26 protein-coding genes are annotated in these 24,222 nt (G+C 71.0%); 13 read left to right on the top strand and 13 right to left on the bottom strand.

The window, feature by feature from the left end:
- Positions 1-28: 28 nt before the first annotated feature.
- The 3 genes from mmsB to chvE all read right to left on the bottom strand — a co-directional run bounded on the left by mmsB (position 29) and on the right by chvE (position 3,963).
- Positions 29-1,207 (bottom strand): multiple monosaccharide ABC transporter permease, encoded by a 1,179-nt coding sequence (mmsB, locus tag G6G98_RS10885; RefSeq protein WP_164234563.1) that lies wholly within the window; start codon positions 1,205-1,207, stop codon positions 29-31.
- Positions 1,204-2,745: a multiple monosaccharide ABC transporter ATP-binding protein gene (mmsA, locus tag G6G98_RS10880; RefSeq protein WP_067348267.1), complete on the bottom strand. Its 1,542-nt coding sequence runs from the start codon at positions 2,743-2,745 to the stop codon at positions 1,204-1,206. Before mmsA ends, mmsB begins: the two co-directional genes overlap by 4 nt.
- 66 nt (positions 2,746-2,811) lie before the next feature.
- Positions 2,812-3,963, bottom strand: a complete 1,152-nt coding sequence (gene chvE, locus G6G98_RS10875; protein ID WP_164234564.1) for a multiple monosaccharide ABC transporter substrate-binding protein — start codon at positions 3,961-3,963, stop codon at positions 2,812-2,814.
- Positions 3,964-4,315: 352 nt separating this feature from the next.
- On the opposite strand from chvE, the gene G6G98_RS10870 reads away from it, so the two are divergent.
- Together G6G98_RS10870 and G6G98_RS10865 are read left to right on the top strand one after the other, a co-directional pair.
- On the top strand, positions 4,316-5,788 hold the full coding sequence (locus G6G98_RS10870; protein WP_164234565.1) for an MATE family efflux transporter: 1,473 nt from the start codon (positions 4,316-4,318) through the stop codon (positions 5,786-5,788).
- A gap of 118 nt (positions 5,789-5,906) precedes the next feature.
- Entirely contained in the window at positions 5,907-6,455 is a 549-nt protein-coding gene (locus G6G98_RS10865; protein ID WP_164234566.1) for a hypothetical protein, read from the top strand.
- 36 nt (positions 6,456-6,491) lie between these two features.
- Here the strand turns inward: G6G98_RS10865 and G6G98_RS10860 are convergent, their stop codons facing one another.
- Positions 6,492-6,965, bottom strand: a complete 474-nt coding sequence (locus tag G6G98_RS10860) for an Lrp/AsnC family transcriptional regulator (protein ID WP_164234567.1) — start codon at positions 6,963-6,965, stop codon at positions 6,492-6,494.
- A gap of 106 nt (positions 6,966-7,071) precedes the next feature.
- On the opposite strand from G6G98_RS10860, the gene G6G98_RS10855 reads away from it, so the two are divergent.
- The 4 genes from G6G98_RS10855 (at position 7,072) to G6G98_RS10840 (ending at position 11,345) form a co-directional block, all read left to right on the top strand.
- Complete coding sequence (locus tag G6G98_RS10855) at positions 7,072-8,298, top strand: trans-sulfuration enzyme family protein (RefSeq protein ID WP_164234568.1); 1,227 nt, start codon at positions 7,072-7,074, stop codon at positions 8,296-8,298.
- Positions 8,299-8,493: 195 nt separating this feature from the next.
- Entirely contained in the window at positions 8,494-9,903 is a 1,410-nt protein-coding gene (locus tag G6G98_RS10850) for a hypothetical protein (protein WP_164234569.1), read from the top strand.
- Positions 9,904-10,137: 234 nt separating this feature from the next.
- On the top strand, positions 10,138-10,752 hold the full coding sequence (locus G6G98_RS10845; protein ID WP_067348246.1) for a ClpP family protease: 615 nt from the start codon (positions 10,138-10,140) through the stop codon (positions 10,750-10,752).
- Complete coding sequence (locus G6G98_RS10840; RefSeq protein WP_164234570.1) at positions 10,749-11,345, top strand: ClpP family protease; 597 nt, start codon at positions 10,749-10,751, stop codon at positions 11,343-11,345. The genes G6G98_RS10845 and G6G98_RS10840 overlap by 4 nt, the downstream gene beginning before the upstream one ends.
- Positions 11,346-11,374: 29 nt before the next feature.
- Here G6G98_RS10840 and G6G98_RS10835 read toward each other — a convergent pair whose 3' ends face one another.
- The 5 genes from G6G98_RS10835 to G6G98_RS17220 form a co-directional block, all read right to left on the bottom strand.
- A complete protein-coding gene (locus tag G6G98_RS10835) occupies positions 11,375-11,716 on the bottom strand; it encodes a helix-turn-helix domain-containing protein (protein ID WP_067348240.1) in 342 nt (113 codons plus the stop codon).
- A gap of 183 nt (positions 11,717-11,899) precedes the next feature.
- On the bottom strand, positions 11,900-12,358 hold the full coding sequence (locus G6G98_RS10830; RefSeq protein ID WP_067348237.1) for a MarR family winged helix-turn-helix transcriptional regulator: 459 nt from the start codon (positions 12,356-12,358) through the stop codon (positions 11,900-11,902).
- Entirely contained in the window at positions 12,358-13,017 is a 660-nt protein-coding gene (locus G6G98_RS10825) for a GTP cyclohydrolase II (protein WP_164234571.1), read from the bottom strand. Before G6G98_RS10825 ends, G6G98_RS10830 begins: the two co-directional genes overlap by 1 nt.
- A gap of 29 nt (positions 13,018-13,046) precedes the next feature.
- The gene (locus tag G6G98_RS10820) at positions 13,047-13,811 is read right to left on the bottom strand and encodes a DMT family transporter (protein WP_279587592.1); all 765 of its coding nucleotides are present in this window, start codon (positions 13,809-13,811) and stop codon (positions 13,047-13,049) included.
- A 12-nt stretch (positions 13,812-13,823) separates the two neighbouring features.
- Positions 13,824-13,946, bottom strand: a complete 123-nt coding sequence (locus G6G98_RS17220; protein ID WP_279587591.1) for a hypothetical protein — start codon at positions 13,944-13,946, stop codon at positions 13,824-13,826.
- A gap of 242 nt (positions 13,947-14,188) precedes the next feature.
- Between G6G98_RS17220 and G6G98_RS10815 the strand changes: the two genes are divergently transcribed.
- The gene (locus G6G98_RS10815; protein ID WP_164234572.1) at positions 14,189-15,019 is read left to right on the top strand and encodes a sulfurtransferase; all 831 of its coding nucleotides are present in this window, start codon (positions 14,189-14,191) and stop codon (positions 15,017-15,019) included.
- A 4-nt stretch (positions 15,020-15,023) separates the two neighbouring features.
- Here G6G98_RS10815 and G6G98_RS10810 read toward each other — a convergent pair whose 3' ends face one another.
- Positions 15,024-15,938, bottom strand: a complete 915-nt coding sequence (locus tag G6G98_RS10810; protein ID WP_164234573.1) for a hypothetical protein — start codon at positions 15,936-15,938, stop codon at positions 15,024-15,026.
- Positions 15,939-16,235: 297 nt separating this feature from the next.
- Here G6G98_RS10810 and G6G98_RS10805 point away from each other — a divergent pair, with 297 nt between their 5' ends.
- From G6G98_RS10805 to G6G98_RS10795, 3 genes are all read left to right on the top strand, one after another.
- A complete protein-coding gene (locus tag G6G98_RS10805) occupies positions 16,236-16,883 on the top strand; it encodes an acyl-CoA synthetase (protein WP_164234574.1) in 648 nt (215 codons plus the stop codon).
- Positions 16,880-17,212, top strand: coding sequence for a hypothetical protein (locus G6G98_RS10800; protein ID WP_164234575.1), 333 nt, complete (start codon positions 16,880-16,882; stop codon positions 17,210-17,212). The genes G6G98_RS10805 and G6G98_RS10800 overlap by 4 nt, the downstream gene beginning before the upstream one ends.
- A 76-nt stretch (positions 17,213-17,288) precedes the next feature.
- Complete coding sequence (locus tag G6G98_RS10795; RefSeq protein WP_208321468.1) at positions 17,289-18,722, top strand: MFS transporter; 1,434 nt, start codon at positions 17,289-17,291, stop codon at positions 18,720-18,722.
- Between the two features lie 238 nt (positions 18,723-18,960).
- On the opposite strand, the gene purB is transcribed toward G6G98_RS10795, so the two are convergent.
- Complete coding sequence (purB, locus tag G6G98_RS10790) at positions 18,961-20,343, bottom strand: adenylosuccinate lyase (protein ID WP_164234715.1); 1,383 nt, start codon at positions 20,341-20,343, stop codon at positions 18,961-18,963.
- A gap of 22 nt (positions 20,344-20,365) precedes the next feature.
- Complete coding sequence (locus G6G98_RS10785; RefSeq protein WP_243842097.1) at positions 20,366-20,815, bottom strand: low molecular weight protein-tyrosine-phosphatase; 450 nt, start codon at positions 20,813-20,815, stop codon at positions 20,366-20,368.
- A gap of 206 nt (positions 20,816-21,021) precedes the next feature.
- On the opposite strand from G6G98_RS10785, the gene G6G98_RS10780 reads away from it, so the two are divergent.
- Entirely contained in the window at positions 21,022-21,282 is a 261-nt protein-coding gene (locus G6G98_RS10780; RefSeq protein ID WP_164234576.1) for a hypothetical protein, read from the top strand.
- On the top strand, positions 21,279-22,607 hold the full coding sequence (locus tag G6G98_RS10775) for a hypothetical protein (RefSeq protein WP_164234577.1): 1,329 nt from the start codon (positions 21,279-21,281) through the stop codon (positions 22,605-22,607). The genes G6G98_RS10780 and G6G98_RS10775 overlap by 4 nt, the downstream gene beginning before the upstream one ends.
- A gap of 4 nt (positions 22,608-22,611) precedes the next feature.
- Here the strand turns inward: G6G98_RS10775 and G6G98_RS10770 are convergent, their stop codons facing one another.
- Complete coding sequence (locus tag G6G98_RS10770; protein ID WP_067348200.1) at positions 22,612-23,016, bottom strand: phage holin family protein; 405 nt, start codon at positions 23,014-23,016, stop codon at positions 22,612-22,614.
- Positions 23,017-23,112: 96 nt separating this feature from the next.
- Here G6G98_RS10770 and G6G98_RS10765 point away from each other — a divergent pair, with 96 nt between their 5' ends.
- The gene (locus G6G98_RS10765; RefSeq protein ID WP_067348198.1) at positions 23,113-24,189 is read left to right on the top strand and encodes a histidinol-phosphate transaminase; all 1,077 of its coding nucleotides are present in this window, start codon (positions 23,113-23,115) and stop codon (positions 24,187-24,189) included.
- The last annotated feature ends 33 nt before the right edge of the window (positions 24,190-24,222 follow it).

Here is a 24,222-nt window from a genome sequence, read left to right as displayed (position 1 = left end):
TACCGCGGGGGTGTGGTCGTCGCCGAGGTCAGCGTGCGGCGCCGGCTCGGCGCTTGTTCCACACGTCGAATGCGACCGCGATCAGCAGCACGAGCCCCTTGACCACCTGCTGCGTGGCCTGGTCGAGACCCATGAGCTGCATGCCGTTGCTCATCACCGCCATGATCAGGCCGCCGACTATCGCGCCGCCGACGCGGCCGACGCCGCCGGTGACCGCCGCGCCGCCGATGAAGCAGGCCGCGATGGCGTCGAGCTCGAACATGTTGCCGGCGCCGGGCTGGGCTCCGTTGGTGCGCGAGGAGAAGACGACGCCGGCGATGCCCGCGAGCAGGCCCATGTTGACGAAGATCCAGAAGTTCACCCTGCGCACGTTGACGCCGCTGAGCAGGGCCGCGTGCAGGTTGCCGCCGATCGCGTAGACGTGACGCCCGAACACGCTCTTCTGGGTGATGATCGCGTAGGCCATGATCAGCACCGCGAGGATGATGAGCACGAACGGCAGGCCGCGGCTGGTGGCCAGCTGGTAGCCGAACCACATCACGACCGCGGCGATGAGGGCGATCTTCGCGATGAACCACGGCAGCGCCTCGACGGACTGCTGGTGGGCGATCTTCGAGCGGCGCCCGCGCACCTGCCACACCGCGTAGCCGGCGATGCCGATGCCGAAGATCACCAGCGTGAACACGTCGACGCCGTAGCCGCCCAGCAGCCCGTTGAAGAACCCGTTCGCGATCGAGTAGTAGGTCCCGCCGAAGGGGGAGAGCGAGACGTTGCTGAGGACGATGAAGGTGAGGCCGCGGAAGAGGAGCATCCCGGCCAGGGTGACGATGAACGCGGGGATGCCGACGAAGGCGACCCAGAAGCCCTGCCAGGCGCCGACGAGGAGGCCCACGACGAGGGCCGCGATCACCCCGACCCACCACGGCTGCTGCATCCGGATCACCAGCACCGCGGCCGTGGCCCCGGTGAGCGCGACCACGGAGCCGACCGAGAGGTCGATGTGGCCGGCGATGATCACGATCACCATGCCGATCGCGAGGATGAGGATGTACGAGTACTGCAGGACGATGTTGGTGAGGTTGCCCGGTGAGAGGAAGGCCGGGTTGAGGACGGCGAAGAACGCCACGATGGCGACGAACGCGACGAGGATGCCGCTCTGCCGCAGGTTGCGGGTCGCGATGCTGAACAGGTTGGTGACGCCGATCATCGTGCGGCCGTCCTTTCGACAGTCATGAGTTGCATGAGTTTCTCCTGCGTGGCCTCGGCGACCGGCACCTCGCCGGTGATCCGGCCGAAGGCCAGGGTGTAGATGCGGTCGCAGATGCCGAGGAGCTCGGGCAGCTCCGAGGAGATGACGAGCACTCCCTTCCCCTCGGCGACCAGCTTGTTGATGATCGTGTAGATCTCGTACTTGGCGCCGACGTCGATGCCGCGGGTCGGCTCATCGAGGATGAGCACGTCGGGCTCCGTCTCGATCCACTTGCTCAGGACGACCTTCTGCTGATTGCCGCCGGACAGGTTTCCCACGATCTGCAGCACGGACGGGGTCTTGATGTTCATCTGGGCGCGATAGCGCTCTGCGACCTGGAGCTCGCGGTTCGCATCGATCCAGCCACCGGGGCTGATCATGCGCAGCGAGGCCATGGTGATGTTGTGGCGGATGTCGTCGATGAGGTTCAGGCCGAACTTCTTCCGGTCCTCCGTCGCGTACGCGATGCCGGCGCGGATGGCCGCGCTCGTCGTCGACGTGTCGACCTCCTTGCCGCGCACGAGCACCCGGCCGGTGGCGTGGCGGCCGTAGGTGCGGCCGAACACGCTCATCGCGAGCTCGGTCCGGCCGGCGCCCATGAGCCCGGCGATGCCGACGACCTCGCCGGCGCGCACGGTCAGCGATGCGTCCTCCACCATCACGCGGCCCGGCTGGGTCGGATGCTGCACGCTCCAGTTCTCGATGCGCAGGACCTCCTCGCCGATGTCGGGCGTGCGCTCCGGGTAGCGGTGCGCGAGGTCGCGGCCGACCATCCCGCGGATGATGCGCTCCTGCGTGGACGCAGGGTCCTTCATGTCGAGCGTCTCGATCGACTTCCCGTCGCGGATGATCGTGGTGCGGTCGGCGATGGCGGCGATCTCGTTGAGCTTGTGGGAGATGATGATCGACGTCATCCCGCCGTCGCGGAGCCGGCGGATGAGATCGAGCAGATGCTCCGAGTCGGTGTCGTTCAGTGCGGCGGTCGGCTCGTCGAGGATGAGCAGGCGGACGTTCTTCGACAGCGCCTTGGCGATCTCGACGAGCTGCTGCTTGCCGACCCCGAGCTGCCCGACCGGGGTGGCCGGGTTCTCGTCGAGTCCGACCTGGGCGAGCAGCCGTGCGGCCTCGGCGTTCGCGCGATCCCAGTCGATGAGACCACCCGCTCCGCGGCGCTCGTTGCCGAGGAAGATGTTCTCGGCGACGCTCAGGTAGGGGATGAGCGCGAGCTCCTGATGGATGATCACGATCCCCCGCTGCTCTGAGTCGGCGATCGAGCCGAACTGGGCCTCCTCGCCGTCGAGAATGATCTCGCCCTCGTAGGTGCCGTGCGGGTACACCCCGGAGAGCACCTTCATGAGCGTGGACTTGCCCGCGCCGTTCTCCCCGCAGATGGCGAGGACCTCGCCGCGGCTCACGTCGAGGCTGACGCCCTGGAGGGCCTTCACCCCCGGGAAGCTCTTCTCGATGTCGCGCATCTCCAGAAGCGGTGTCGTCATGACCGGATTCCTTCCGTCCAGCTGCGGGGTGCGCCGCCGCGGCGGCGCACCCCGCTGTTCAGGGGACTACTCTGCGACGCCCGAGTCGACCTCGGCCTGCGTCCAGTAGCCGGAGTCGACGAGGAGGGAGGTGATGTTCTCCTTGTAGACGATGTCGGACTGGAGCAGGTACGACGGCACGATCTTCACGCCGTTGTCGTAGGTCTCCGTGTCGTTCGCCTCCGGCTCGTCGCCCTCGAGCATCGACTCCGCGGCCACGACGGACTGCTCGGCGAGCTTGCGGGTGTCCTTGAAGATCGACGCGAACTGCACGCCCTGGTCGATCAGCGAGACCGAGGCGATCTCGGCGTCCTGACCGGTGACGATCGGCAGGCCGTCGGCGATGCTGGCGCCGAAGCCGCCGGTGCCCTGCAGCGCGGTGATGATGCCGCGGGAGAGGCCGTCGTAGGGCGAGAGCACGCCGTCGAGCTTCGTGCCGCCGCTGTACGTGGAGGTCAGCAGGTCCTCCATGCGCTTCTGCGCGGTCTCCTGCTGCCAGCGCAGGATCGCCGCCTGCTCGATGTCGGTCTGACCGGACGGCACCGCGAGGACGCCCTCGTCGAGGTACGGCTGGAGGGTGTCGATGGCGCCCTGCCAGAAGAAGTGCGCGTTGTTGTCGTCGAGCGAGCCGGCGAACAGCTCGACGTTGAACGGGCCCTTCTCGCCGGTCTCCTTGCCGTCGGCGTCGAGGACTCCGAGGCCGACGAGCAGCGAGGTCGCCTGCTGCACGCCCACCTTGTAGTTGTCGAAGGTGACGTAGAAGTCGACGTGCTCGCTGTCGCGGATCAGGCGGTCATAGGAGATCACGGGGATGTTCGCGGCGGCGGCGGCATCGAGCTGCGAGGACAGCGCCGTGCCGTCGATCGCGGCGATGATGAGCAGGTCGGCGCCCTTGGTGATCATCTGGTCGATCTGCTGACCCTGGGTGGGGATGTCGTCGCCCGCGTACTGCAGGTCGACCTGGTAGCCGGCCTCCTCGAGGCCCTCCTGCACCGCGTCGCCGTCGGCGATCCAGCGCTCCGAGGTCTCCGTGGGCATCGAGACGCCGATGAGCATGTCGCTCTTCTCGCCCGATCCCTCGGACCCGCCGCCGGCGGATCCTGCACCGCCTCCGCCACAGCCGGCGAGTGCGAGCGCACCCACCAGGCCGAGTGCGGCGATCGCATGCTTATTCTTCATCCCGAGCTCCTTCGCTGTGAAATGGCGCGTCCCTGTCGACGCCGGGAATCCCGTTCGGATCGGGATTCGCTCGAGACACTTTCCTTGAGTTCGAGACTCGAAGTCAAGGGGCCGTGATCTTTTCGTGATCTGGCGTGCACGGTGGCCTGAGATTTCAAGGGTGATGCTGGTGCTCATTTCGAGGGTGAATTATTCTGATGGTCGATCCGATTCGAGACTCGAAGCCAGCGCCGACGCGGGCGCTCTGGTCGCCGCCGACGATGGCCACCGCGGGGATATCGCTTTCCCGAATCGATTCGATAAACTCGTCCCACCCCCGACCAGCCCCACCAGCACTGCGAGCCGCTTCCTCATGGCCACCACCCTCACCACGGGCCGCCCGTGGCGTGTCATCCTCGCCTTCTCCGTCCCCCTGCTCATCGGCAACGTCGTGCAGCAGCTGTACCAGTTCGCCGACGCGATCGTCGTCGGCAGGCATCTCGGCGTGGACTCGCTCGCCGCGGTCGGGGCCACCGGCAGCCTCCTGTTCCTCCTGCTCGGCTTCGCCTGGGGCCTGACCAGCGGCTTCGCGATCCCGATCGCCCAGGCGTACGGGGCCGGCGACGATGCCGCCGTGCGCAGATCGGTCGCGACCGGCGTGCTGCTCACCGGCGTGACCAGCGTCGTGCTCACGATCGTGGCGCCGCTCATCTCCGAGGCGACCCTCGTGCTGCTGCAGACCCCGGAGGAGCTGCTCGCCGAGGCGACGGTGTTCACCCAGATCAGCTTCATCGGCGCGGGCGCGACGATGTTCTTCAACTACCTCTCCGCGATCATCCGCGCCATCGGAGACTCCCGCACACCGCTGATCTTCCTCACCGTGTCCTGCGCGCTGAACGTCGTGCTCGTGATCCTCATGGTCGGGCCGCTGGCGTGGGGCGTGGCCGGCGCGGCGCTCGCCACCGTCGTCGCGCAGGCCGTGTCGGTGCTCCTCTGCCTCGAGTTCGTGCGGCGGCGGATGCCGGTGCTGCACCTCGGCCGCGGCGACTGGCGCATCACCCGCGCCGACCTCGCGGAGCACCTGCGTCTCGGCCTGCCGATGGGCTTCCAGGCGTCGATCATCGCGATCGGCACGCTCACGGTCCAGGTCGCGCTGAACACGCTCGGCGCCGACGCGGTCGCCGCATACACGACGGCATCCCGCGTCGACAGCCTCGCGGTGGCCTTCCTGTCGTCGGTGGGACTCGCGGTCTCCATGTACGCGGCGCAGAACCTGGGCGGTCGCCGGCCCGACCGCATCCGCCGCGGCGTGATCGAGGCCACGTGGATCGCCGCGGGTGCGGGCATCGCGCTCGGCGTGCTGCTCATCGTCTTCGGCGTGCCCATGATCCGCCTGTTCATCGGCGAGGGCGCCGACGAGGTCGTCGACCTCGCGCACCTCATGCTCATCGTCAACGGCTGCGGCTACTGGGCGCTGGGCGTGCTGTTCGTGCTCCGCGGTGCGCTGCAGGGGCTCGGGCACACGCTGGTGCCGACCGTCACCGGGGTGATCGAGCTGGTGATGCGCGTCGCCGCCGCCGTGATCCTCGGTGCGCTGATCGAGTTCACCGGTGTCGCCCTCAGCAATCCGCTGGCCTGGGTCGGCGCGATCGTGCTGCTGGTGCCCGCCTACATCCGCGCGCACCGCGACCTCGGGCGCATGCCCGTCGACCCCGTGCACGCGACCGAGACCTCGACGATCGCGATCGTCGGCCCTGTCGACGGATCGATGGTCGTCGACGCCGTCGTCACCCGGCCGGTGCGCATCATCCGCCGGTCGCCCCTCTCGCGTCTGAAGCGGCGCTGAACGGCGCGTCACAGTTCTGGAACATCATCCTCGAGACGGATGCCGCAGCCGCCGACACTTCGTAGTGTTGAGGGTGCGGAGAGTCCGCTGACGGGGGGTCGTCATGACGTCTATGAGGGTGGCCAGTGATCTGGCATCGGTGCTGGTGCCGATCGGAGTGACCGGAGCGGTCCTGGCCGTGCTGTGCGCGATCGTCGCAGCCGTGGCCATCGTGCGCGGTGCGGGCGGGCTGAGCGGGGGTGCGGTCGGGCTCTGGATCCCGTGCGCCGTGCTCACGCTCGCCGCGGGGTTCGCGAACCAGTGGATGCCGCTGCTGATCTCGGGGGTGGCGCTCGTCGCCCTGCTGATCGCCGGCGGAGTGGTGCGAGGGCTGGCCGACGCGACGGCGCCGGGGCGCGAGGCGTCTCGCCGTCTCGCGGCGGAGCGTCGTGCGCAGGCGGCCGCTGCTGCGCCGGTCCCTGCGGCTGTGCCGGCTGTGACGGAGGTCTCGGGCGCCGCGGCTGTTCCGGGTGTCCTGGCGGCTTCGGATGTGCCCGTGGCCTCGGGTGCGGCGGCTGTCCCGGAGGCGCCGGTCGCGTCGGGCGCGCCCGCGCGTCCGACGGTCGGCGCCGCGCTCACCGGCGCGGTGTCCACCCTGGCGCGGTCGAAGCCGGCCAAGGCGGCCTGAGCGCGCTGCGCGGCTCTGCGCATCCGACCTCGCTGCCTACCGGGACAGCAGGCCGCTGCCGTCGCGGAGCTCGAACACGAGCTGCGTCTCGGTGCCGCGCACGACCGGGTGGATCGTGATGTGCTCGAGCACGATGTCGCGCAGCGCCGTCGCGTCCTGCACGGCGACGTGCACGAGGAAGTCGTCGACCCCGGCGACGTGGAACACCTGCAGGACCCGCGGGATGCTCACGAGCGCGTCGAACAGGGCGGTGACCTTCGGGCCGGTGTGATTCGCGAGGCGCACCTTGATGATCGCCTGCAGCGGGAAGCCGAGGGCGGCGCCGTCCACCCGGATGCGGGTGTCGCGGATGACCCCGCGCTCGCGCAGCGCCCGGACGCGGTGGGCGCAGGTCGACTCGGCGAGGCCCAGCCGGTGCGCGAGCGCCTTGTTCGTGATCTCGGCATCCCGGGTCAGGGCCGCGAGGATCTCCAGATCGAGCTCGTCGAGTTGCGCTTTCGCCAATGTCATCCCTCCTCGGATGCCGCTTTTCGCTCAGAATAGCGATCTCGCTGCAAAAACTGGCGGATGCTGTCGATTCTCAGCGCCTGCATTGGGATTCCGGCAACGTGGAGGCATGACTGCACCGCTGCATCCTGACACCCTCGCCGTCCACGCCGGCCGCTCCGACCTGGAGGCGCTCGGGGTGCACGCGCTGCCGATCGACCTCTCCACGACGAATCCGCTGCCCGACATCGAGCGCGGCGGGGACTCCTATGAGGCGATGGCCACCGGGGGTCGTCCGCCGGCGGACGGGAGCATGGTCTACGCGCGGCTGTGGAATCCCACGGTCGCCCGCTTCGAGGAGGCGCTCGCCGAGCTCGAGCATGCGGAGGCGTCTGTCGCGTTCGCCTCGGGGATGGCGGCGATGACCGCGGTGATCCTCGCCCACGGGCCCGCGGCCGGGAAGCATCACGTCGTGGCCGTGCGCCCGCTGTACGGCGGCACCGACCACCTGCTCGGCTCCGGGCTGCTCGGCGTGGAGACCACGTACTGCGCGCCGGGTGAGGTCGCCGCGGCGATCCGCCCCGACACGGGCCTCGTCGTCGTGGAGACCCCGGCCAACCCCACGCTGGACATCGCCGACATCGCGGCGATCGTCGCGCAGGCGGGGGAGGCGCCCGTCGTCGTCGACAACACCTTCGCGACCCCCGTGCTGCAGAACCCGATCGATCTCGGGGCCGCGATGTCGCTGCACAGCGCGACGAAGTACCTCGGCGGGCACGGCGACGTGATCGCCGGCGTCGTCGCCTGCAGCGAGCGGACGGCCGAGGCGCTGCGCCGCGTCCGCGCGGTCACCGGAGGACTGCTGCATCCGCTCGGCGCCTACCTGCTGCACCGCGGCCTCACCACCCTGCCGGTGCGGATGCGGGCGCAGCAGGAGAGCGCCCGCCGGGTCGTGCAGTGGCTCATCGACCGGCCCGAGGTCGCCGAGGTGTTCTATCCGGGCCTCGACGGCGACCCGCACGGGATCCTGGAGCGGCAGATGCGCGGCACCGGCGCGATGATCGCGATGCGGATGCAGGGCGGCTTCGCCGCGGCATCCGCCGTCACGACGGCGACCGAGCTGTTCACGCACGCGGTCTCCCTCGGCGGGGTCGACTCGCTGATCCAGCATCCGGCAGCCCTCACGCACCGGCCGGTGCCGCCCGAGGCGCGGCCGGGTGCCGATGTCCTCCGCCTGTCGATCGGGCTGGAGAACGTCGACGATCTCATCGCCGACCTCGAGCGGGCCTTCTCAGCGCTCCCCGAGGCCGATGCCGCCCCGGCTCTCCTGGAGGAGCGGCTCCACGCCGCGCGGTGATGTTGTTGACTCCCGGTCAATCCGATTTGTGAGATCGCCACAAGGAACTGAGTTTCAATCCGACTGAGACTTGGTTTCGAGCGGCAAACCTGAAGGCGGGCTGTGAGCGCACTCGTACACTCGCCGGTGGCAACGACGCCACCGACCCCTGGAGACTCAATGACGAGTGCAACACCCCACGCACATGGCCTTGGCATGCGCATCGCCGTGATCGTGCTCAGCCTGCTGCTGGCCGCGATGGTGACCCTGTTCTTCCTGACCACCGGCAAGATCGCGGCGGGGGCCTCCGAGCTCGCCGACGGTACGACCGCGGCCAGCGACGGATCGGCCGAGCTCGCGGCGGGCGCCGAGGACCTCTCCTCGGGGGCTGACGAGCTCGCCGACGGCACCGAGGACCTCGCGGCCGGGGCGACCAAGGCGCACGAAGGGTCGGCGAAGGTGGCCACCGGTGCGCAGACCGCTGCCGCCGGCGCGGCCTCGCTGGCCGCGGGCGCGGACACCCTCTCCGCCGGGGCGTGGAACGCGGCGGCCGGAGCCGGGAAGCTCAGCAGCGGCGCGCAGAACGCGTGGTCGGGGGCGCAGCTGCTGTCCGGGAAGCTCCTCGAGGCGGATGCCGGGGCGCAGCGGGTTCTCGACGGTGCGAAGGGCCTGTCGGCGGGCGTCGCCGGTGCGCATCAGTTCGCGAACGGGCTGCTCGCCGGCGCGATCGAGTTCCAGACCAAGGTCGATACGGCCATCCCAGCCGCGAAGGTGCCCCAGCTTCAGGCGCTGTCCTCTCCCGACGCAGCCAAGGCCATCGTCGGTGCCGCCGGCGGCGCCCCCGCGAACGCGCAGCAGCTCGCCGACGCGCTCGCACAGATGGCGGCTGCGGACGGCGTCGACGGCAGCCAGATCGACAAACTCGCGATGCTCGCCGCCGGCCTCGACAAGCAGGTCGACGGGATCGCGCCCGCGGCCGCGGCGGCCCCGGAACTCGCCGGGGGAGCTCTCGCCGCTCTCGACGCCTCACATCGCCTCGCCGGTGGCGCCCACGCGCTCGTCAACGGCGACCCCGCATACAAGTGGCCGGGCACCGTCGCCCTCATCAACCCGGAGAAGGGAGCCCCGGCCCTCGTCGTCGGCGCCCAGAAGCTGAAGGACGGCACCACCCAGCTCTCCGCCGGTGCCGCGAACCTCTCCGGCGGCCTGCAGACGCTCTCTGCGGGCGCCTCCTCCCTGCAGTCGGGCACGGCGAAGCTCAGCTCCGGTGCGACCGCCCTCGACGAGGGCGCGACGAAGCTCGCCGAGGGCACCGCGACGCTGCAGACCGGCGCGTCCGACCTCAGCGCCGGAGTCGGCGACCTCTCCGAGGGCGCGGCCACCGTCGCCGAGGGCACCGGAGACCTCGCGGCCGGCGGGGACGAGCTCGAGGCCGGCGCCGCCGACCTCGCCGAGGGCAACGGGCTCATCGCCGACGGCTCCGGCACGCTCGCCACCGCCATCGCCGGGGCGGCCCCGTCGATGCTCCCCTGGATGCTCGGCATCGCCCTGGCCGGTCTCATCGCGATCGGATTCTGGGTCGGTCACCGCGTGAGCCACCGGCGCGCCCTCGCGCTCGCCGCCTGAGATATCCCCAGAGGGCTCCCCAGCCCGGCCGCCCCTTCATCACACGCCCACAAGGCGCGTCGTGAAGGGGCGGTTCTTCGTCTCCGACCCGGCTCCGGAGCCGGCTCGGAACCCGCTCCGGAGCCGGCTCGGAACCCGCTCCGGAGGCGGCGTCCGCGACGGCATCCGCTCAGGGCGGAGCCGCTCACAGCGGAGAACGACCCCACCCGATCACAGGCGTCGGATGCTGAGGACATGAGCGAAGAGAACCCCATCCCGCACTTCGGGCCGGAGGCCCGCCGCGCGCTGTTCCACGAGCGCATCCTCGTGCTCGACGGCGCCCTCGACGACGACAACGGCACGCTGCTGATGACGCAGCTGCTCACGCTGTCGGCCGAGGACCCGATCGCCGACATCGCCCTCTGGATCCATTCGCCCGGCGGCTCCGTCCCCTCGATGCTCGCGATCCGCGACATCATGCGGCTGATCCCGAACGACGTCTCCACCCTCGCGCTCGGCCTCGCCGCCAGCGCAGGGCAGTTCCTGCTCTCCGCGGGCACCCCGGGCAAGCGACGGGCCCTGCCGCACGCGCGCATCCTCATGCATCAGGGGTCTGCGGGCATCGGCGGCTCCGCGGTCGAGATCGAGGTGCAGGCCGGCGACCTCCGGCACATGCGCGACACCGTGCTCGGCCTCATCGCCGAGGACACCGGACAGCCGGTCGATCGCATCTTCGAGGACTCGCTGCACGACCGCTGGTACACGGCGACCCAGGCGCAGGAATACGGCTTCATCGATGAGATCGTCGGCTCGCCGGCCGACATCATGCCGCGCAGACGCGCGCGGGTCGGGCTGGGGGTGGACGCATGAGCAGCTACACCATCCCGAACGTCATCGCTCAGCATCCGCGCGGGGAGCGCGTCATGGACGTGTACTCGCACCTGCTCGCCGAACGGGTGATCTACCTCGGCACCGGCATCGACGCCGGCGTCGCCAACGCGCTGATCGCACAGCTGCTGCATCTCGACGCCGACAGCCCCGAGAGCGCCGTGCAGTTCTACATCAACAGCGAGGGCGGCGACCCCGGCGCGGCGCTGGCGATCTATGACACCATGCAGCACATCCGCCCGGCGGTCGCGACGACCTGCGTCGGCCAGGCGATCGGCCCCGCCGCGCTCCTCGTCGCCGCCGGCGCCCCGGGGCAGCGTGCGGCCCTCGCCCACGCGCGCATCGTGCTGCACCAGCCGGCTGGGCAGTCCCGCGGCGCGATCCCCGACCTCATCCTCGCGGCCGACGAGGTGGTGCGGGTGCGCGCCGACATGGAGGCGATCCTCGCGCGGCACAGCGGTCGCACGGTCGCGGAGCTGCGCGCCGACACCGACCGGGACCGCGTGTTCACGGCATCCGCGGCCCTCGACTACGGACTCATCGACACCGTGCTGGGGGAGCGGGGCGCGGCCTGAGCAGAGCCGCCCGGCGACCGGCCGGCCGCTCAGGCCGCGAGGGCGAAGGCCCCGCGGCCGGCGGACACCGCAGCGGATGCCGGAACCGCCGTCGACCGCAGCTCGTCGGCGACCGCGCTGGTCAGCTCGATGAGGCTCGTGTCGAGGGCGCCGGCGATCGCCGCGATCATCTCGCTGGACGGCTCCTTCAGCCCGCGCTCGACCTCGGACAGGTACTGCGGAGAGACGCCGGCCTTCTCGGAGACCTCGCCGAGGGTCTCCTCGCGGTCGTGGCGCCGACGGCGCAGCTGGTCGCCGAGCAGCTGGCGCCAGAGGGGCTCGGGATCGGACGGACGGCGCGGTGCGCGCGGGAACGGGACGATGTCGGCCATGACTCACGCTAACTCCGCGATACCGGGCTGCTCCACCGGTTCTGCTCAGAGCAGAATCGGGCGGACACGCCCCGGCTCGGGAGGGGTTCGCACGTTCGGGCTGAGCTCCACGCGGCATCCGTCCTCCCGAGCGCGCTTCCTCCTCCCGAGCCGGGGCGCGGGGAGCGAGCGGCGGCCGGCGACCTACAGCGCCGCGGCGACCCCGGGCAGGAGCTTCCCGAGGATGCTGCCGAGCTGCTCGCGCTCCTCGGGGCTGAGCGGATCGAGCACGAGCTCGCGGATCTGCGCCACATGCACAGGGGCCGCGGCACGGAGCAGCTCGAGGCCGGCACCCGTCAGCCGCGCGGTGAGCGTGCGCTTGTCGCTGCTGCAGCTCGTGCGCTCCACCCACCCGCGCTCCTCGAGCGAGTCGAGGGCGTGGCTGAGCCGCGAGCGGCTGAGGCCCGCGGTCCGGGCGAGCTCCGTCATCGTCACCGGCTGCCCGATGGAACCTGCGAGCATCACGAGGATCGCGTAGTGCGCGTGATTGATCCCGGCCTCGGCCTTCAGCGTGCGGTCGAGCACCTGCGGCAGCAGCTGGACGAAGCGGATGGTCGGCAGCCACGCCGCCATCTCGGCGTCGTCGAGCCGCCGCTCGCTCATCACGCGGCGGACAGGTCGAGCGTGTGCGAGGTGTGGTCGCGCTTGGCCTGCAGATAGCGGGTGTTCGCCTCGGAGAGGTGCACCCCGGTGGGCACGCGCTCGGCGACGCGGATGCCGAGGCCGTGGAGCTGTACCGCCTTGTCGGGGTTGTTGCTCAGCAGGCGGATGCTGTCGACGCCGACCGCCTGCAGCATCTGAGCGGCGGCGGTGTAGTCGCGCTCGTCCTCGCCGTGGCCGAGGGCGACGTTCGCCTCGTAGGTGTCGAGGCCGGAGTCCTGGAGGGCGTAGGCGTCGAGCTTGGCGTACAGGCCGATGCCGCGGCCCTCCTGGCGCAGGTACAGCAGGAAGCCGCCGTCGGCGGCGATCCGCTCCACGGCCTCGCGCAGCTGGGGTCCGCAGTCGCAGCGCTGCGAGCCGAAGACGTCGCCGGTGAGGCACTCGCTGTGCGGGCGCACGAGCGGGGCGTCGCCTCCGTCGGCCGCGCGCTCCAGGGCGCCCTGCCAGTCGCCGAGGCCGAGCAGCAGATGCTCGCGGCCGTCGACGAGTCCGTCGAAGGTGACCACGTCCGCCGTCGTCGCGTAGCCGTCTGCGAATCGCATCGGCACGCGCACGCGGGTCCGCTCGGTGGCGACCGGAACGACGGTTGAAGTTTCAATCATGCTCGGTGCAACACGAGCCCCGCGCGCGTCTATTCCCGGAGGGGATCGCGCCGCCGCACGAGCTTCAGCTCGCTGGCGAGGATGCCGAGCACCACGAGCCCGCCGCCGACCAGTGCCAGCACGGGCAGCCGCTCGCCGGCGATGCGCCCGACGACGCCGGCCCAGACCGGCTCGGCGGAGTAGATGATCGTCGCGCGCGTCGGCGACACCGACTTCTGCGCCCAGTTCATCGTCAGCTGGATGAGGCAGCTCGCGGCGCCCAGCCCGACGGCGGCGCCGAGCCACACCCAGGAGAACTCGGGGACGCCCTCGCCGACGACCGGCATGGTGAGGATGCCGAGCAGCCCCGCCGCGAACAGCTGGATGATCGTCACCCGTCCGAGGTCGACGCCCCGGGCGGCGAACACGCTGATGAGGATGATCTCGGCGGCGATCGGCAGGGTCGCGATCATGGTCGCGATCTCGCCCCGGCCGAGGGTGAGCGTGAGGAGAGCTTCCGGACCTGCGATGAGGATGAGCCCGGCGAAGGCGAGGCCCGCACCGACGAACGCCATCGCGGGCGGGCGCCGGCGGAACACCGCCCACTGCGCGAACGGCACCAGCGGCACGTACATCGCGGTGATGAACCCCGAGGTGCTGGAGTCGATCGTCTGCAGGCCGACCGTCTGCAGACCGTAGCCGAGGTGGATCATCGCGCCGATCGCGACGCCGGCGCCGACGTCCCGCCAGCGGATGCCGCGCAGCGCGCGCCGGAAGATGACCGCGCTGATCGCTCCGGCGATGAGGAACCGGATGCCGACGAAGAACTAGGGACCCGCGTGCTCCATGGCCCAGTGCACGAGCAGGAACGTGCTGCCCCAGACCGCGGTGATCGCGATGAGCGCGAGCTCCTGCGGCCGGAATCGCATCCAGCGAAGACGAGTGGACATCGCGGTCCCTCCTCGACGCTGCCTCATCGAGCCTATCCGGCCGCGCCGCGGCATCCGTCGGGTACTGCCCGCCGGCATCCGCGCGCGTGTGCATCCGCGCCTCGAGCCTACGGATGCAGGTCGAGAACACGGATGCAGGCTGACAGGGCCCGAACCGACCTGCATCCGTGCTCTGGACCTGCACGTGTCAGGTCTGCAGGCGACGGGAGCGGATGCCGGCGCCGGGTCGGTAGCCTCGGACCATGAGCCACTTCGTGACCGTCGCCGAACTGAAGGAACTCCTGACGCAGCCGGATGTGCGCGTGATCGACGTGCGCTGGCGGCTGGATCGGCCGGACGGGCGGGGCGAATACCTGGAGGGGCACATCCCCGGTGCGGTGTACGTCCCGCTGGACGAGGAGCTCTCCACGCACGGCGAGCCCGCCGAGGGGCGCCATCCGCTGCCGTCGACCGCGACGCTGCAGGCCGCGGCGCGGCGATGGGGCGTGAACGACGGCGACCGCGTGGTCACCTACGACGACGCGAAGGGCGTCTCGGCGGCGCGCGCGTGGTGGCTGCTGCGTCAGGCCGGTGTCGACGTGCGGGTCCTCGACGGCGGCATCCGCGCGTGGAAGGCCGCAGGCCTCGAAGTCTCCGCCGATGATGTCGTTCCCGAGCCGGGCGACGTCGTCCTCGCCGAGATCGGCGCCGACGCGATCTCCATCGATGAGGCGGCGGCGTTCCCGGCATCCGGGGTGCTGCTCGACGTCCGCGCCCCCGAGCGCTACCGCGGCGAGACCGAGCCGCTCGACCCCGTGGCCGGTCACGTGCCCGGGGCGCACAACCTCCCCACCGTGCTGCACTTCGACGCCGACGGCCGCATCCTCGACCACGACGCCGTGCGGGCGACCTTCGCGAGCGTCGGCGTCACCCCTGGTACGCCGGTGGCCGCGTACTGCGGCTCGGGCGTCACCGCCGCGCACACCGCGCTCATCGCCGCGGAGGTCGGCATCGACGCCAAGGTGTTCCCCGGCTCCTGGAGCCAGTGGTCGAACACCCCGGGCCGTCCGGTGGCGACCGGCGCCCGGCCCTGACGGATCAGTCGGGGCGCTCGCCGTATCCCCAGTGCAGCGACAGGGTGCCGGGGCCGAACGCGCGACGAACCTGATGCACGGAGGTGCGTCCGTCGAGGGTCAGCGGCGTGACCGTGAGTCCCGACGGCGTCTCCACGCGCTCCTCCAGCCAGTCGGGGAGGGCGTCGGGGTGGAACCGCGTCCACAGCAGCAGCTCGCGGCACTGCCGGGACACGGCGTGCCCGGTGTCGCGCGTGGGCGGATAGCCCGGCGGGTACTCCACCGACCACTCCACCACCGCCGTGTCCGGTGCGGTGAGCGGACGGTCGAGCTCGAAGAGTCCGCCGTGCACCTCGCCCTGGGGGTCCGAGTAGCGCCGTGAGATCCGCCCTCCGGACACGGCGCTGACGATCGGAGCAGGGCTCCGCACCCCGGGCGTCATCTCCAGGAACGGGATGCCGGTGACCGTGCCCGTCGTCGACTGCACGACGCTGCGGATCGCGGTGACCGAGACGTTGCCTGCGGCATCCACGTCGCTGACCGAGTGCGTCGTCACCTCCCGCGAGGCGTTCGGGTAGCGGGCGCCGAGCGCGGCGTAGGCGGCGCGGACGGCGCGCTCGAGATCCTCGGCGTCCACAGGGAACTGCACCGGGCCGAGCGGCCCCGTGCGGCTGCTCGCCCCCAGCAGCCGGGTGAGCGCCCCGTCGTCGAGGTCGAGGAGCTGCTCGATGTCGACGAGGGCGGCAAGCGACTGCGCCCCCTCCGGGCGCCGCGCCCCCGACCGCCAGTAGCTGAGCGTCGCCATCGACACGCTGTTCCCCCGGGCACGGAGCTGCTCGTGCAGACGGGCGAGCGTCAGGCGTCGAGCGTTGATCGCATCGCGGAACGCCGCCGCGAAGGCATCCGTCCTCGTCCCCCGCGGATCCGTCTCCATACTCATCACAGACCCCCTCCGGTATGTGAAGAACCCGGTTCTACAGTGAGCATAGGACCACATCTGCGCATCTCAGGGGACCGATTTGCGGGGCTGCGGTCAGATGACTGGTTCGGCGCGGCCGGGTGCCCGACTCGGCGGTTCGACCGGTCTGACGCGGTGACGCCCCCCGCACCGCGTTCTTCGTGAGGCCCGACGGTTCATCTGGGGAGATACCGGCGGGCCTCACGACGGTCCCGGCGGCTTCTCGTCACGGCGCCCCGCGTAGACTGGCAGGAACACCCCGGAGGACTCTGGATCGTCATGTCTGCCCCTGCCCGCACGTTCACCGTGCGCAACGTCCAGCTGCTGCGCGCTCTGTTCGCCGCCGCCGCCGCGCTGATGATCACGTTCTCGCCGGACCACTCCGCCGCCGTCGGCCTGTCCGTCTTCAGCGGCTTCATCCTGACGACCGCGCTCGTGCTCGTGCTGGCCGCGTGGCTGGTGGCGCCCGCGGGCGGCCGCTGGCCGTACGTGCTGCTCGGCGCCCTCGGATTCCTCGCAGGAATGGCCGCCGGAGTCCCCGCGTGGCGCACGGACGACCTCTTCTTCGCGGTCGTGACCGCCTGGGCGCTGAGCACCGGGGTCGTCGAGCTGATCGCGGGCCTGCGCGCCCGGCGCTCCGCCGACCCGGCCGCGCGCGACCAGATCGCCGTCGGCGGGTTCGGCATCCTGCTCGGCATCCTGCTGCTGGTGATCCCCGCCGGGTTCGCCCAGCCCTACGCGATCAAGGACGCCGGGGAGTTCGTGCTGACCGGCATCATCCTCGGGGTCGGGATGTTCGGCGGATACGCCGCGATCGTCGCGGTGTTCCTCGGCATCGCGGGGCTCACCCCGAAACGGGCGGATGCCGCGGCCACGACGACCGACAACGACAGCGCCGCCGCGGCGGACCTCGGAGGAGAGCGATGAGCGACGAGAAGCCGACGCGGCGGGACATCCTGCGCCCCCTGCACCTGCTGGGGATCGCGCTGGGCTGCGGCGTCTTCGCGATGGTGGTCACCCTGGTGTCGACCGGTGCCTTCACCGCCCGCGTGAACACGGCGATCGCGAACGGCACCTACGAGGGCCTGACCCCGGTCGCCCTCGGCCTGGTGGTCGGCGGCGGCGCGTTCATCGTCACGCTGCTGATCCTCGCGATGCTGATCCTCGCCGTCGACCCGGCCGACGTCACCAAGACCGTCGACCGTCCGGTGCTCTACGACCCCGAGTCCGAGGACGAGGGTCCCGCGTCCTCCTGACCCCCGCGCCCGTCGACTTCCCGTGAAGTCGCCGAGCGCGCGGAATACCGCGACGCACCACGGACTTGTCCCTGTAGTGACTGCCTCGATCGATCGCGCCTCCGTCGGACTCCGATCGGAGCGCGGACCGGTCCTCGGGGCGCTGATGCTCTCCACAGGGCTCATCGCGATCGACGCCACGATCCTCGCGACCGCGGTTCCCAGCATCGTCCGCGAACTCGGCAGCTACCAGCAGTTCCCGTGGCTGTTCTCGGTCTACCTGCTCGCCCAGGCGGTGAGCGTGCCGATCTACTCGCGCTTCGCCGACACGGTCGGGCGCAAGCCGATCATCCTGCTCGGCATCGCGCTGTTCCTGCTGGGCTCGATCCTCTGCGGCCTCGCGTGGAGCATGCCGGCGCTCATCGCGTTCCGCCTCATCCAAGGGCTCGGCGCCGGTGCCGTCGCGCCGATGTCGATGACGATCGTGGGGGACATCTACACGGTCGCCGAGCGCGCCAAGGTCCAGGGCTACATCGCCTCGGTGTGGGCGATCTCCTCGGTGGTCGGCCCGGCCCTCGGCGGCATCTTCGCGCAGCTCGACGCGTGGCGCTGGATCTTCTGGGTCAACGTCCCGCTCTGCCTCATCGCCGGATGGATGCTGCTGCGGAGGTATCACGAGCAGAAGCAGACGCAGCGGCACCGCATCGACTATGCAGGGGCGGCGCTGCTCACCGTCGGCCTCACGGGCATCATCCTGGGCATGCTCGAGGGCGGCAACGCGTGGGCGTGGATCTCCCTGCCCAGCGCGCTCTGCTTCGGCGTCGGCATCCTCTCGCTCCTCGCGTTCGGCTTCGTCGAGCGCCGAGCCGCCGAGCCGATCGTCGACCTGCGGCTCGCGGCGCGGCCGCTCATCCTCAGCACCACGATCGTCTCGCTGGGCATCGGCGCCCTGATGACCGGCGTGACCAGCTTCGCCCCGGCGTACCTCGAGGGCTCGATCGGCATCGCCCCGCTGCTGTCGGGGCTCGCCGTCGCCGCCCTCACCCTCGGCTGGCCGATCTCGGCGGCGAACGCCGGCCGCCTGTATCTGCGGATCGGCTTCCGCCGCACCACGCTCGTCGGCATGACGATCACCACGGTCGCGGCGGTGGCCCTCGCGATCGTCTCGCCCTGGCCGAATCCGTTCTCGGTCGCCGCCATCGCCTTCGTGCTGGGCTTCGGCCTCGGCTGGAGCGCGGCGCCGACCCTCATCGCCGCGCAGGCGTCCGTCGGCTGGGGCGAGCGCGGCGCCGTCACCGGCATGAATGCCTTCGCCCGCTCGGCCGGCAGCGCCGTCGGCGTCGCCGTCTTCGGCGCGATCTCGAACGCCGTGATCGCCCAGGGCGCCGGCCCCGGCGATCCCGCGACGATCGTCTCGGCATCCGTCTGGGTGTTCGTCGGCGCCGCCGTGGTCGCCGTGCTCACGCTGCTCGCCGCGCTGTTCATGCCTCGGGACACCGTCGAGGAGCACTCCGGCGAGGCCGGCGTCTGACGCCGTGTTCCGCGTCGCGTCGTTCGTGCTCATGCGCAGGGCGGAAGAGCATCCAGTTCCGCCTCGCGCGATGCGTTTCTGACCAACGCACGGGCGCCGGGGACGCCCGTGCGCTGCGGCGGCCGAAAAGCATCCGATTCTGCGATTCAGGATGCGTTTTGACCACGCCCGCACGCGCCGGAGACGGATCGACCCCGCACCGGATGCCGGCACGGGGTCGATCGAGAAGGCGGAGGCCCTACTTCGCGAGCCGCTCCGCGATGCCGGTGTAGGTCGCGGGGGTCAGCGCGAGCAGGCGCTGCTTGGCGGCATCCCCGATCTCGAGCGTCTCCACGAACGCGGCCAGCTCGGGAGCCCCGACGCGGTGGCCGCGGGTGAGTTCCTTGAGCAGGGCGTAGGGGTCGCTGATCGTGGAGCGGCCGGCGACGACCTCGGCGCGGATGACGGTCTGGATCGCCTCGGCGAGGACCTCCCAGTTCTCGTCGAGATCGGCGAGCAGCACGTCGCGCGACAGCGAGATCGCGTTCAGGCCGCGGCGCAGGTTGTCGATCGCGAGCAGCGAGTGCCCGAACGCGACGCCGATGTTGCGCTGCGTGGTCGAGTCGGTGAGGTCGCGCTGCAGGCGCGAGGTGACGAGGGTCTGCGACAGCGAGTTCAGGAGGGCGCCCGACAGCTCGAGGTTCGCCTCGGCGTTCTCGAAGCGGATCGGGTTGATCTTGTGCGGCATCGTCGATGAGCCGGTCGCGCCGGCGACCGGGATCTGCGCGAAGTAGCCGAGCGAGATGTAGGTCCAGATGTCGGTGGCGAGGTTGTGCAGGATGCCGCCGGCGTGACGTACGCGGTCGTACAGCTCGACCTGCCAGTCGTGCGACTCGATCTGGGTGGTGAGGATGTTGAAGCCCAGGCCGAGGCCCTCGACGTACTCGCGGGCGATCGTCGGCCAGTCGGCATCCGGGTCGGCGGAGAGGTGCGCCGACCAGGTGCCGGTGGCGCCGGAGAACTTGGCCAGGTACTCGGACGCCGCGATCTGGCCGCGCACGCGCTCGAGGCGCCACGCGAACACGGCGAGCTCCTTGCCCATGGTCGACGGCGTGGCCGGCTGACCGTGGGTGCGGGACAGCATGGGAGCATCCGCGTGCTCGACGGCCAGCTCGCGGAGCTTCGCGATGACGGCGTCGAGACCGGGCAGCCAGACCTCCTCGACCGCGCGCTTCACTGTGAGCGCGTAGGAGGCGGAGTTGATGTCCTCGCTGGTGCAGGCGAAGTGCGTCAGCTCGGCGATGGCGTCGAGGCCCAGCGTCGACAGGCGGTCGCGCACCAGGTACTCGATCGCCTTCACGTCGTGCTGGGTGACGGCCTCCTTCTCGGCGAGCCAGTCGATCTCGGCCTGCCCGAAGTCGCGGTACAGGGCGCGCAGGCGCTCCTTGTCGGCATCCGACAGCGGGGAGGTCTCGAACAGGGAGCGGTCGGTGAGGGCGATCAGCCACTCGACCTCGACCTCGACCCGGGCGCGGTTCAGGCCCGCCTCGGAGAGGAAGTCGGCGAGTCCGGTGACGGCGCCGCGGTAGCGACCGTCCAGGGGGCTCAGGGGCTGCGGCGGGAGCGAGGGCTGGAAAGTCAGGGGAGTCCTCCTGATCGGGCCCCTAGGCGCGGGGCGTGCGAGGGGCGCGAAGGGCCGGTTCGAGCTGGCGGAACAGGCCGCGGGTCGCCGCCTCAATCATACCGAGCACGGCATCGAACATCTCCGTGCCCGCGTAGTAGGGGTCGGGGACGTCCTGCGTGGAGGCGTCGGGGTCGAAGGCCAGCAGCAGGGTGACCTTGCCCTCCTCGTCCTCGTCGTGCGCCCACTCGCGGAGGATGCGCTCATGGGTGCGGTCGAGGGCGACGACCAGGTCGTTGTCGGCGAAGGATGCCGTGGTGAACTGCTTCGCCCGGTGCTGGGAGCCGTCGTAGCCCCGTCGGGCGAGCGAGTCGAGAGTGCGTTCGTCGGCGCGCTCGCCGAGGTGCCAGTCGCCCGTGCCGGCGCTCCGGGAGACGATGCGCGAGCCCAGGCCCTGCCGCTCCGCGAGTTCGCGGAACACCACCTCCGCCATGGGGGAGCGGCAGATGTTCCCCGTGCAGACGAAGATCACGCGGAAGGGATCCGGGGACGTCACCTGACCATTCTGCCGGTCGTCCGAGGTTCCCGCGACGCCGAACCCTTCTGCACAGGCGACGGATGCGGCGGGTAGTGCGCGGTCCCCGGGGATCCCGCGGCATCCGGCCGCACAGCGCAGCGCGGATCGCGGATGCTGTCGCCATGTACTCCTTCGCATCCGCCGCGACCGGCGGTGTCACCGATCAGGCCTGGCAGGTGGCCGTCGCGCGCAGCGTGCTGTCCGACGCGTGCGAGGCGCTGGATGCCGCCACGGGGCTGCTCGTCTCCCTCGGCGTTGACACCGAATGGCGGTCCGACGGCATCTCGGCGCTGCATCGGAAGCTGGCCGAGTTCCAGGATCGCACCCTCGCCGCGATCGGCGCCGTGCACGGGAGCGGGTCCGAACTGGGCGGCGTGCCGTGAGCGGCATCAGCATCGACCACGGCGGGGCGATCTCGGTCGATCCGGGGGCGCTGCGCGACGTCGCCCGCCGGATGGACCTCGTCACGGGACACTACGACGACGCGCACGTCGCGATCCTGCGCGCGCACGCACTGGTCGCGGAAGCGCCGGAGCGCGCGGCGCAGGCCGGCGGCGGTCTCTGGTCGAGCGCCCAGAGGATCAGGGCGCTGCGCGACGAGTGCGCGGAGGCGACGTCGGGCACTCTGCTCATGGCCGACGTGTACGAGTACGTCGAGCTGCAGGCGGCCGCCGACCTCGAAGGCGCCGCCTTCCCCGACGACCTGAGGCTGCGCATGGAGCAGCTCGTCGCCTCCGACGAGCGCATCGCACCGATGGCCGCGATGCTCGTCGAGGGCTGGAAGGACGACCGCTACGAGGGGATGGCGGACCAGTCGACCTGGCACGGCCTCATGACTCCGCTCTTCCTCGCCGCGGCGGGCATCGGCACCTTCGCGGGCCGCGGGAGGATCCCGCCGGGCGCCACGCTCTCCGGCACGGCGGATGCCGTCGCGGTGACCGCTGTGGCGACCGCGCGCACGACGGCGCCGGCCGGCTTCGCCGATGCGTTCCGCGGCTTCGCGAAGGCGCCCGATGCGCAGATCCGGGTCGAGAAGTACACGTTCGAGGAGGGCCCGCCCACCTACCTCGTCTACCTCAAGGGCACGCAGAGCCCGGGTGTCGGGGGCGCCGAGCCCTGGGACATGAAGTCGAACGTCGAGCTCTACACCGGTCAGCGGTCGGCCTCGTATCAGGCGACTCTCGACGCGCTCGCCGCGGCCGGCGTGGAGCCGGGGGACGAGGTGAACGTCGTCGCCCACTCGCAGTCCGGGATGATCGCGGCGCACCTCGCGATGGGGAGCGAGTACGACGTCAGGGTGCAGATCACCGCGGGGAGTCCCGTCGAGCCGTCCCTTGCAGAGGATCAGACGCTGTCGGCGTTCCGGCACACCGACGACCTCGTCGGCGTGCTCGCCGGCGGGGGCTCCCACGCCGGCACAGGGTCGCCGGAGAGCTTCACGGCGGCGGCGGTGGACGATCAGCCCGCGCCGTGGGAGGACTTCGGCGACTGGGCCACGGATCCGGTGTCGCCCCACCTCATGGAGTCGTACGTCGCGATGGCGGAGGAGGTCGACGCCTCCGGCGACCCCCGGGTCGAGGCCATGGACGCGTTCTGGTCGCGGCTCGCGGAGGCGGAGAGCGTCGAGGCGACCGACTACCGGGCCGAGCGGACCGACCCGCCCCCGTCCGGCGACCCGCACGCCTACATCGAACGGCTGGCCCGATGAAGGCTCAGTCGCGGCGCTGTCTCTTGCTCTGCGGGCGCAGGATGAAGCCGAAGATGCCGTTGATCACGGAGATGATCAGGGCTGCGACGACGCCCCACCAGAAGTGGCCGACGGTGAGCCCCCAGCCGAAGCCGCTCGTGATCCAGGCCGTGAGCCACAGTAGGAAGCCGTTGATCACGAAGCCGATGAGGCCGAAGGTGAGGATGTACAGCGGGAAGGCGATGACCTTCACGACCGTGCCGATGATCGTGTTCACCAGGGCGAAGATCGCGGCCACCGCGAGCAGGGTCAGCACCAGCTGCAGCGTCTCGCCCGGCGGGAACGGCGTGATCACCACCTGCAGGACGGGGATCAGGGTCACGACCCAGAGGGCGAACGCGTTGACGACGACACGGATGATGAATCGCATGGTCCGCCCAGTCTCGCACCGGCCCCCGGGTTTGTCGAAGGGCGGATGCCGGTATGCGCCGGGCGGCCGCATCCGCGCCCCTCCTACACTGGGAGCGTGACCGACCCGATCCTGCCGCGCATCCGCCCCGCCATCGCCGCCCTCGCGCCGTACCGCCAGGGGAAGCAGGCCGGGCCGGAGGCGTTCAAGCTCTCCAGCAACGAGAACCCGTTCGAGCCGCTGCCCTCCGTGGTCGACGCACTGCAGCGCGCGACGCCGATCAACCGCTACCCCGACGCCACCGCCGGCCGGCTGCGCGAGCGGCTCGCCGCGCGATACGCCGTCGACCCGAACCAGGTCCACGTCGCAGCCGGCAGCGTCTCGATCCTGCATCAGCTGATCCTCGCGACGTCCTCCGTGGGCGACGAGGTGATCTACGCGTGGCGCTCCTTCGAGGCCTATCCCAGCCTCCCGCTCGTCGCCGGGGCGACCGGCGTGCAGGTGCCGCTCACCGCCGACTCCCGTCACGACCTCGACGCGATGGCGGATGCCGTCACTGACCGCACCCGCGCGATCATCCTGTGCACCCCGAACAACCCCACCGGACCGATCATCACGGGCGACGAGTTCGCGAACTTCGTCGAGCGGGTTCCGGCCGACGTGCTCATCGTCCTCGACGAGGCCTACGCCGAGTTCGTCACCGCTCCGGACGCGATCGACGGCCTCGCCGAGCGCGTCTTCGAACGCCACCCGAACGTCGTCGTGCTGCGCACCTTCTCCAAGGCGTACGGGCTCGCCGGGCTTCGCATCGGCTACGCGATCGGCAACGAGAAGGTCCTCGACGCCGCCCGCACCACCGGCATCCCCCTGTCCGTCACCGGGGCCGCCGAGAACGCCGCCATCGCGAGCCTCGACGCCGAGAAGGAGCTCCTCGCCCGGGTCGACGTCATCGTCGAGCGCCGCACCCGCCTCGTCGAGGGTCTCCGTGCACAGGGATGGGACGTCCCCGACGCCCAGGGCAACTTCGTGTGGCTGCCCACCGGCGAGCAGACGGATGCCGCGGCGGCGACGCTCGTGCAGAACGACCTCATCGTGCGACCGTTCTCGGGCGACGGCATCCGCATCTCCGTGGGCGAGGAGGACTCCGTCGCCCGGATCCTCGACGTCGCCGCCGCGCTCCGCGGAGCCCTCTGACCGGCCATTTCTCCGGGTTCCGGACAGATACGA

It is taken from the genome of Microbacterium hydrocarbonoxydans (assembly GCF_011752045.1).
In the GTDB taxonomy this organism is placed as follows: domain Bacteria; phylum Actinomycetota; class Actinomycetes; order Actinomycetales; family Microbacteriaceae; genus Microbacterium.
This window is presented reverse-complemented; position numbering and strand designations above follow the sequence as displayed.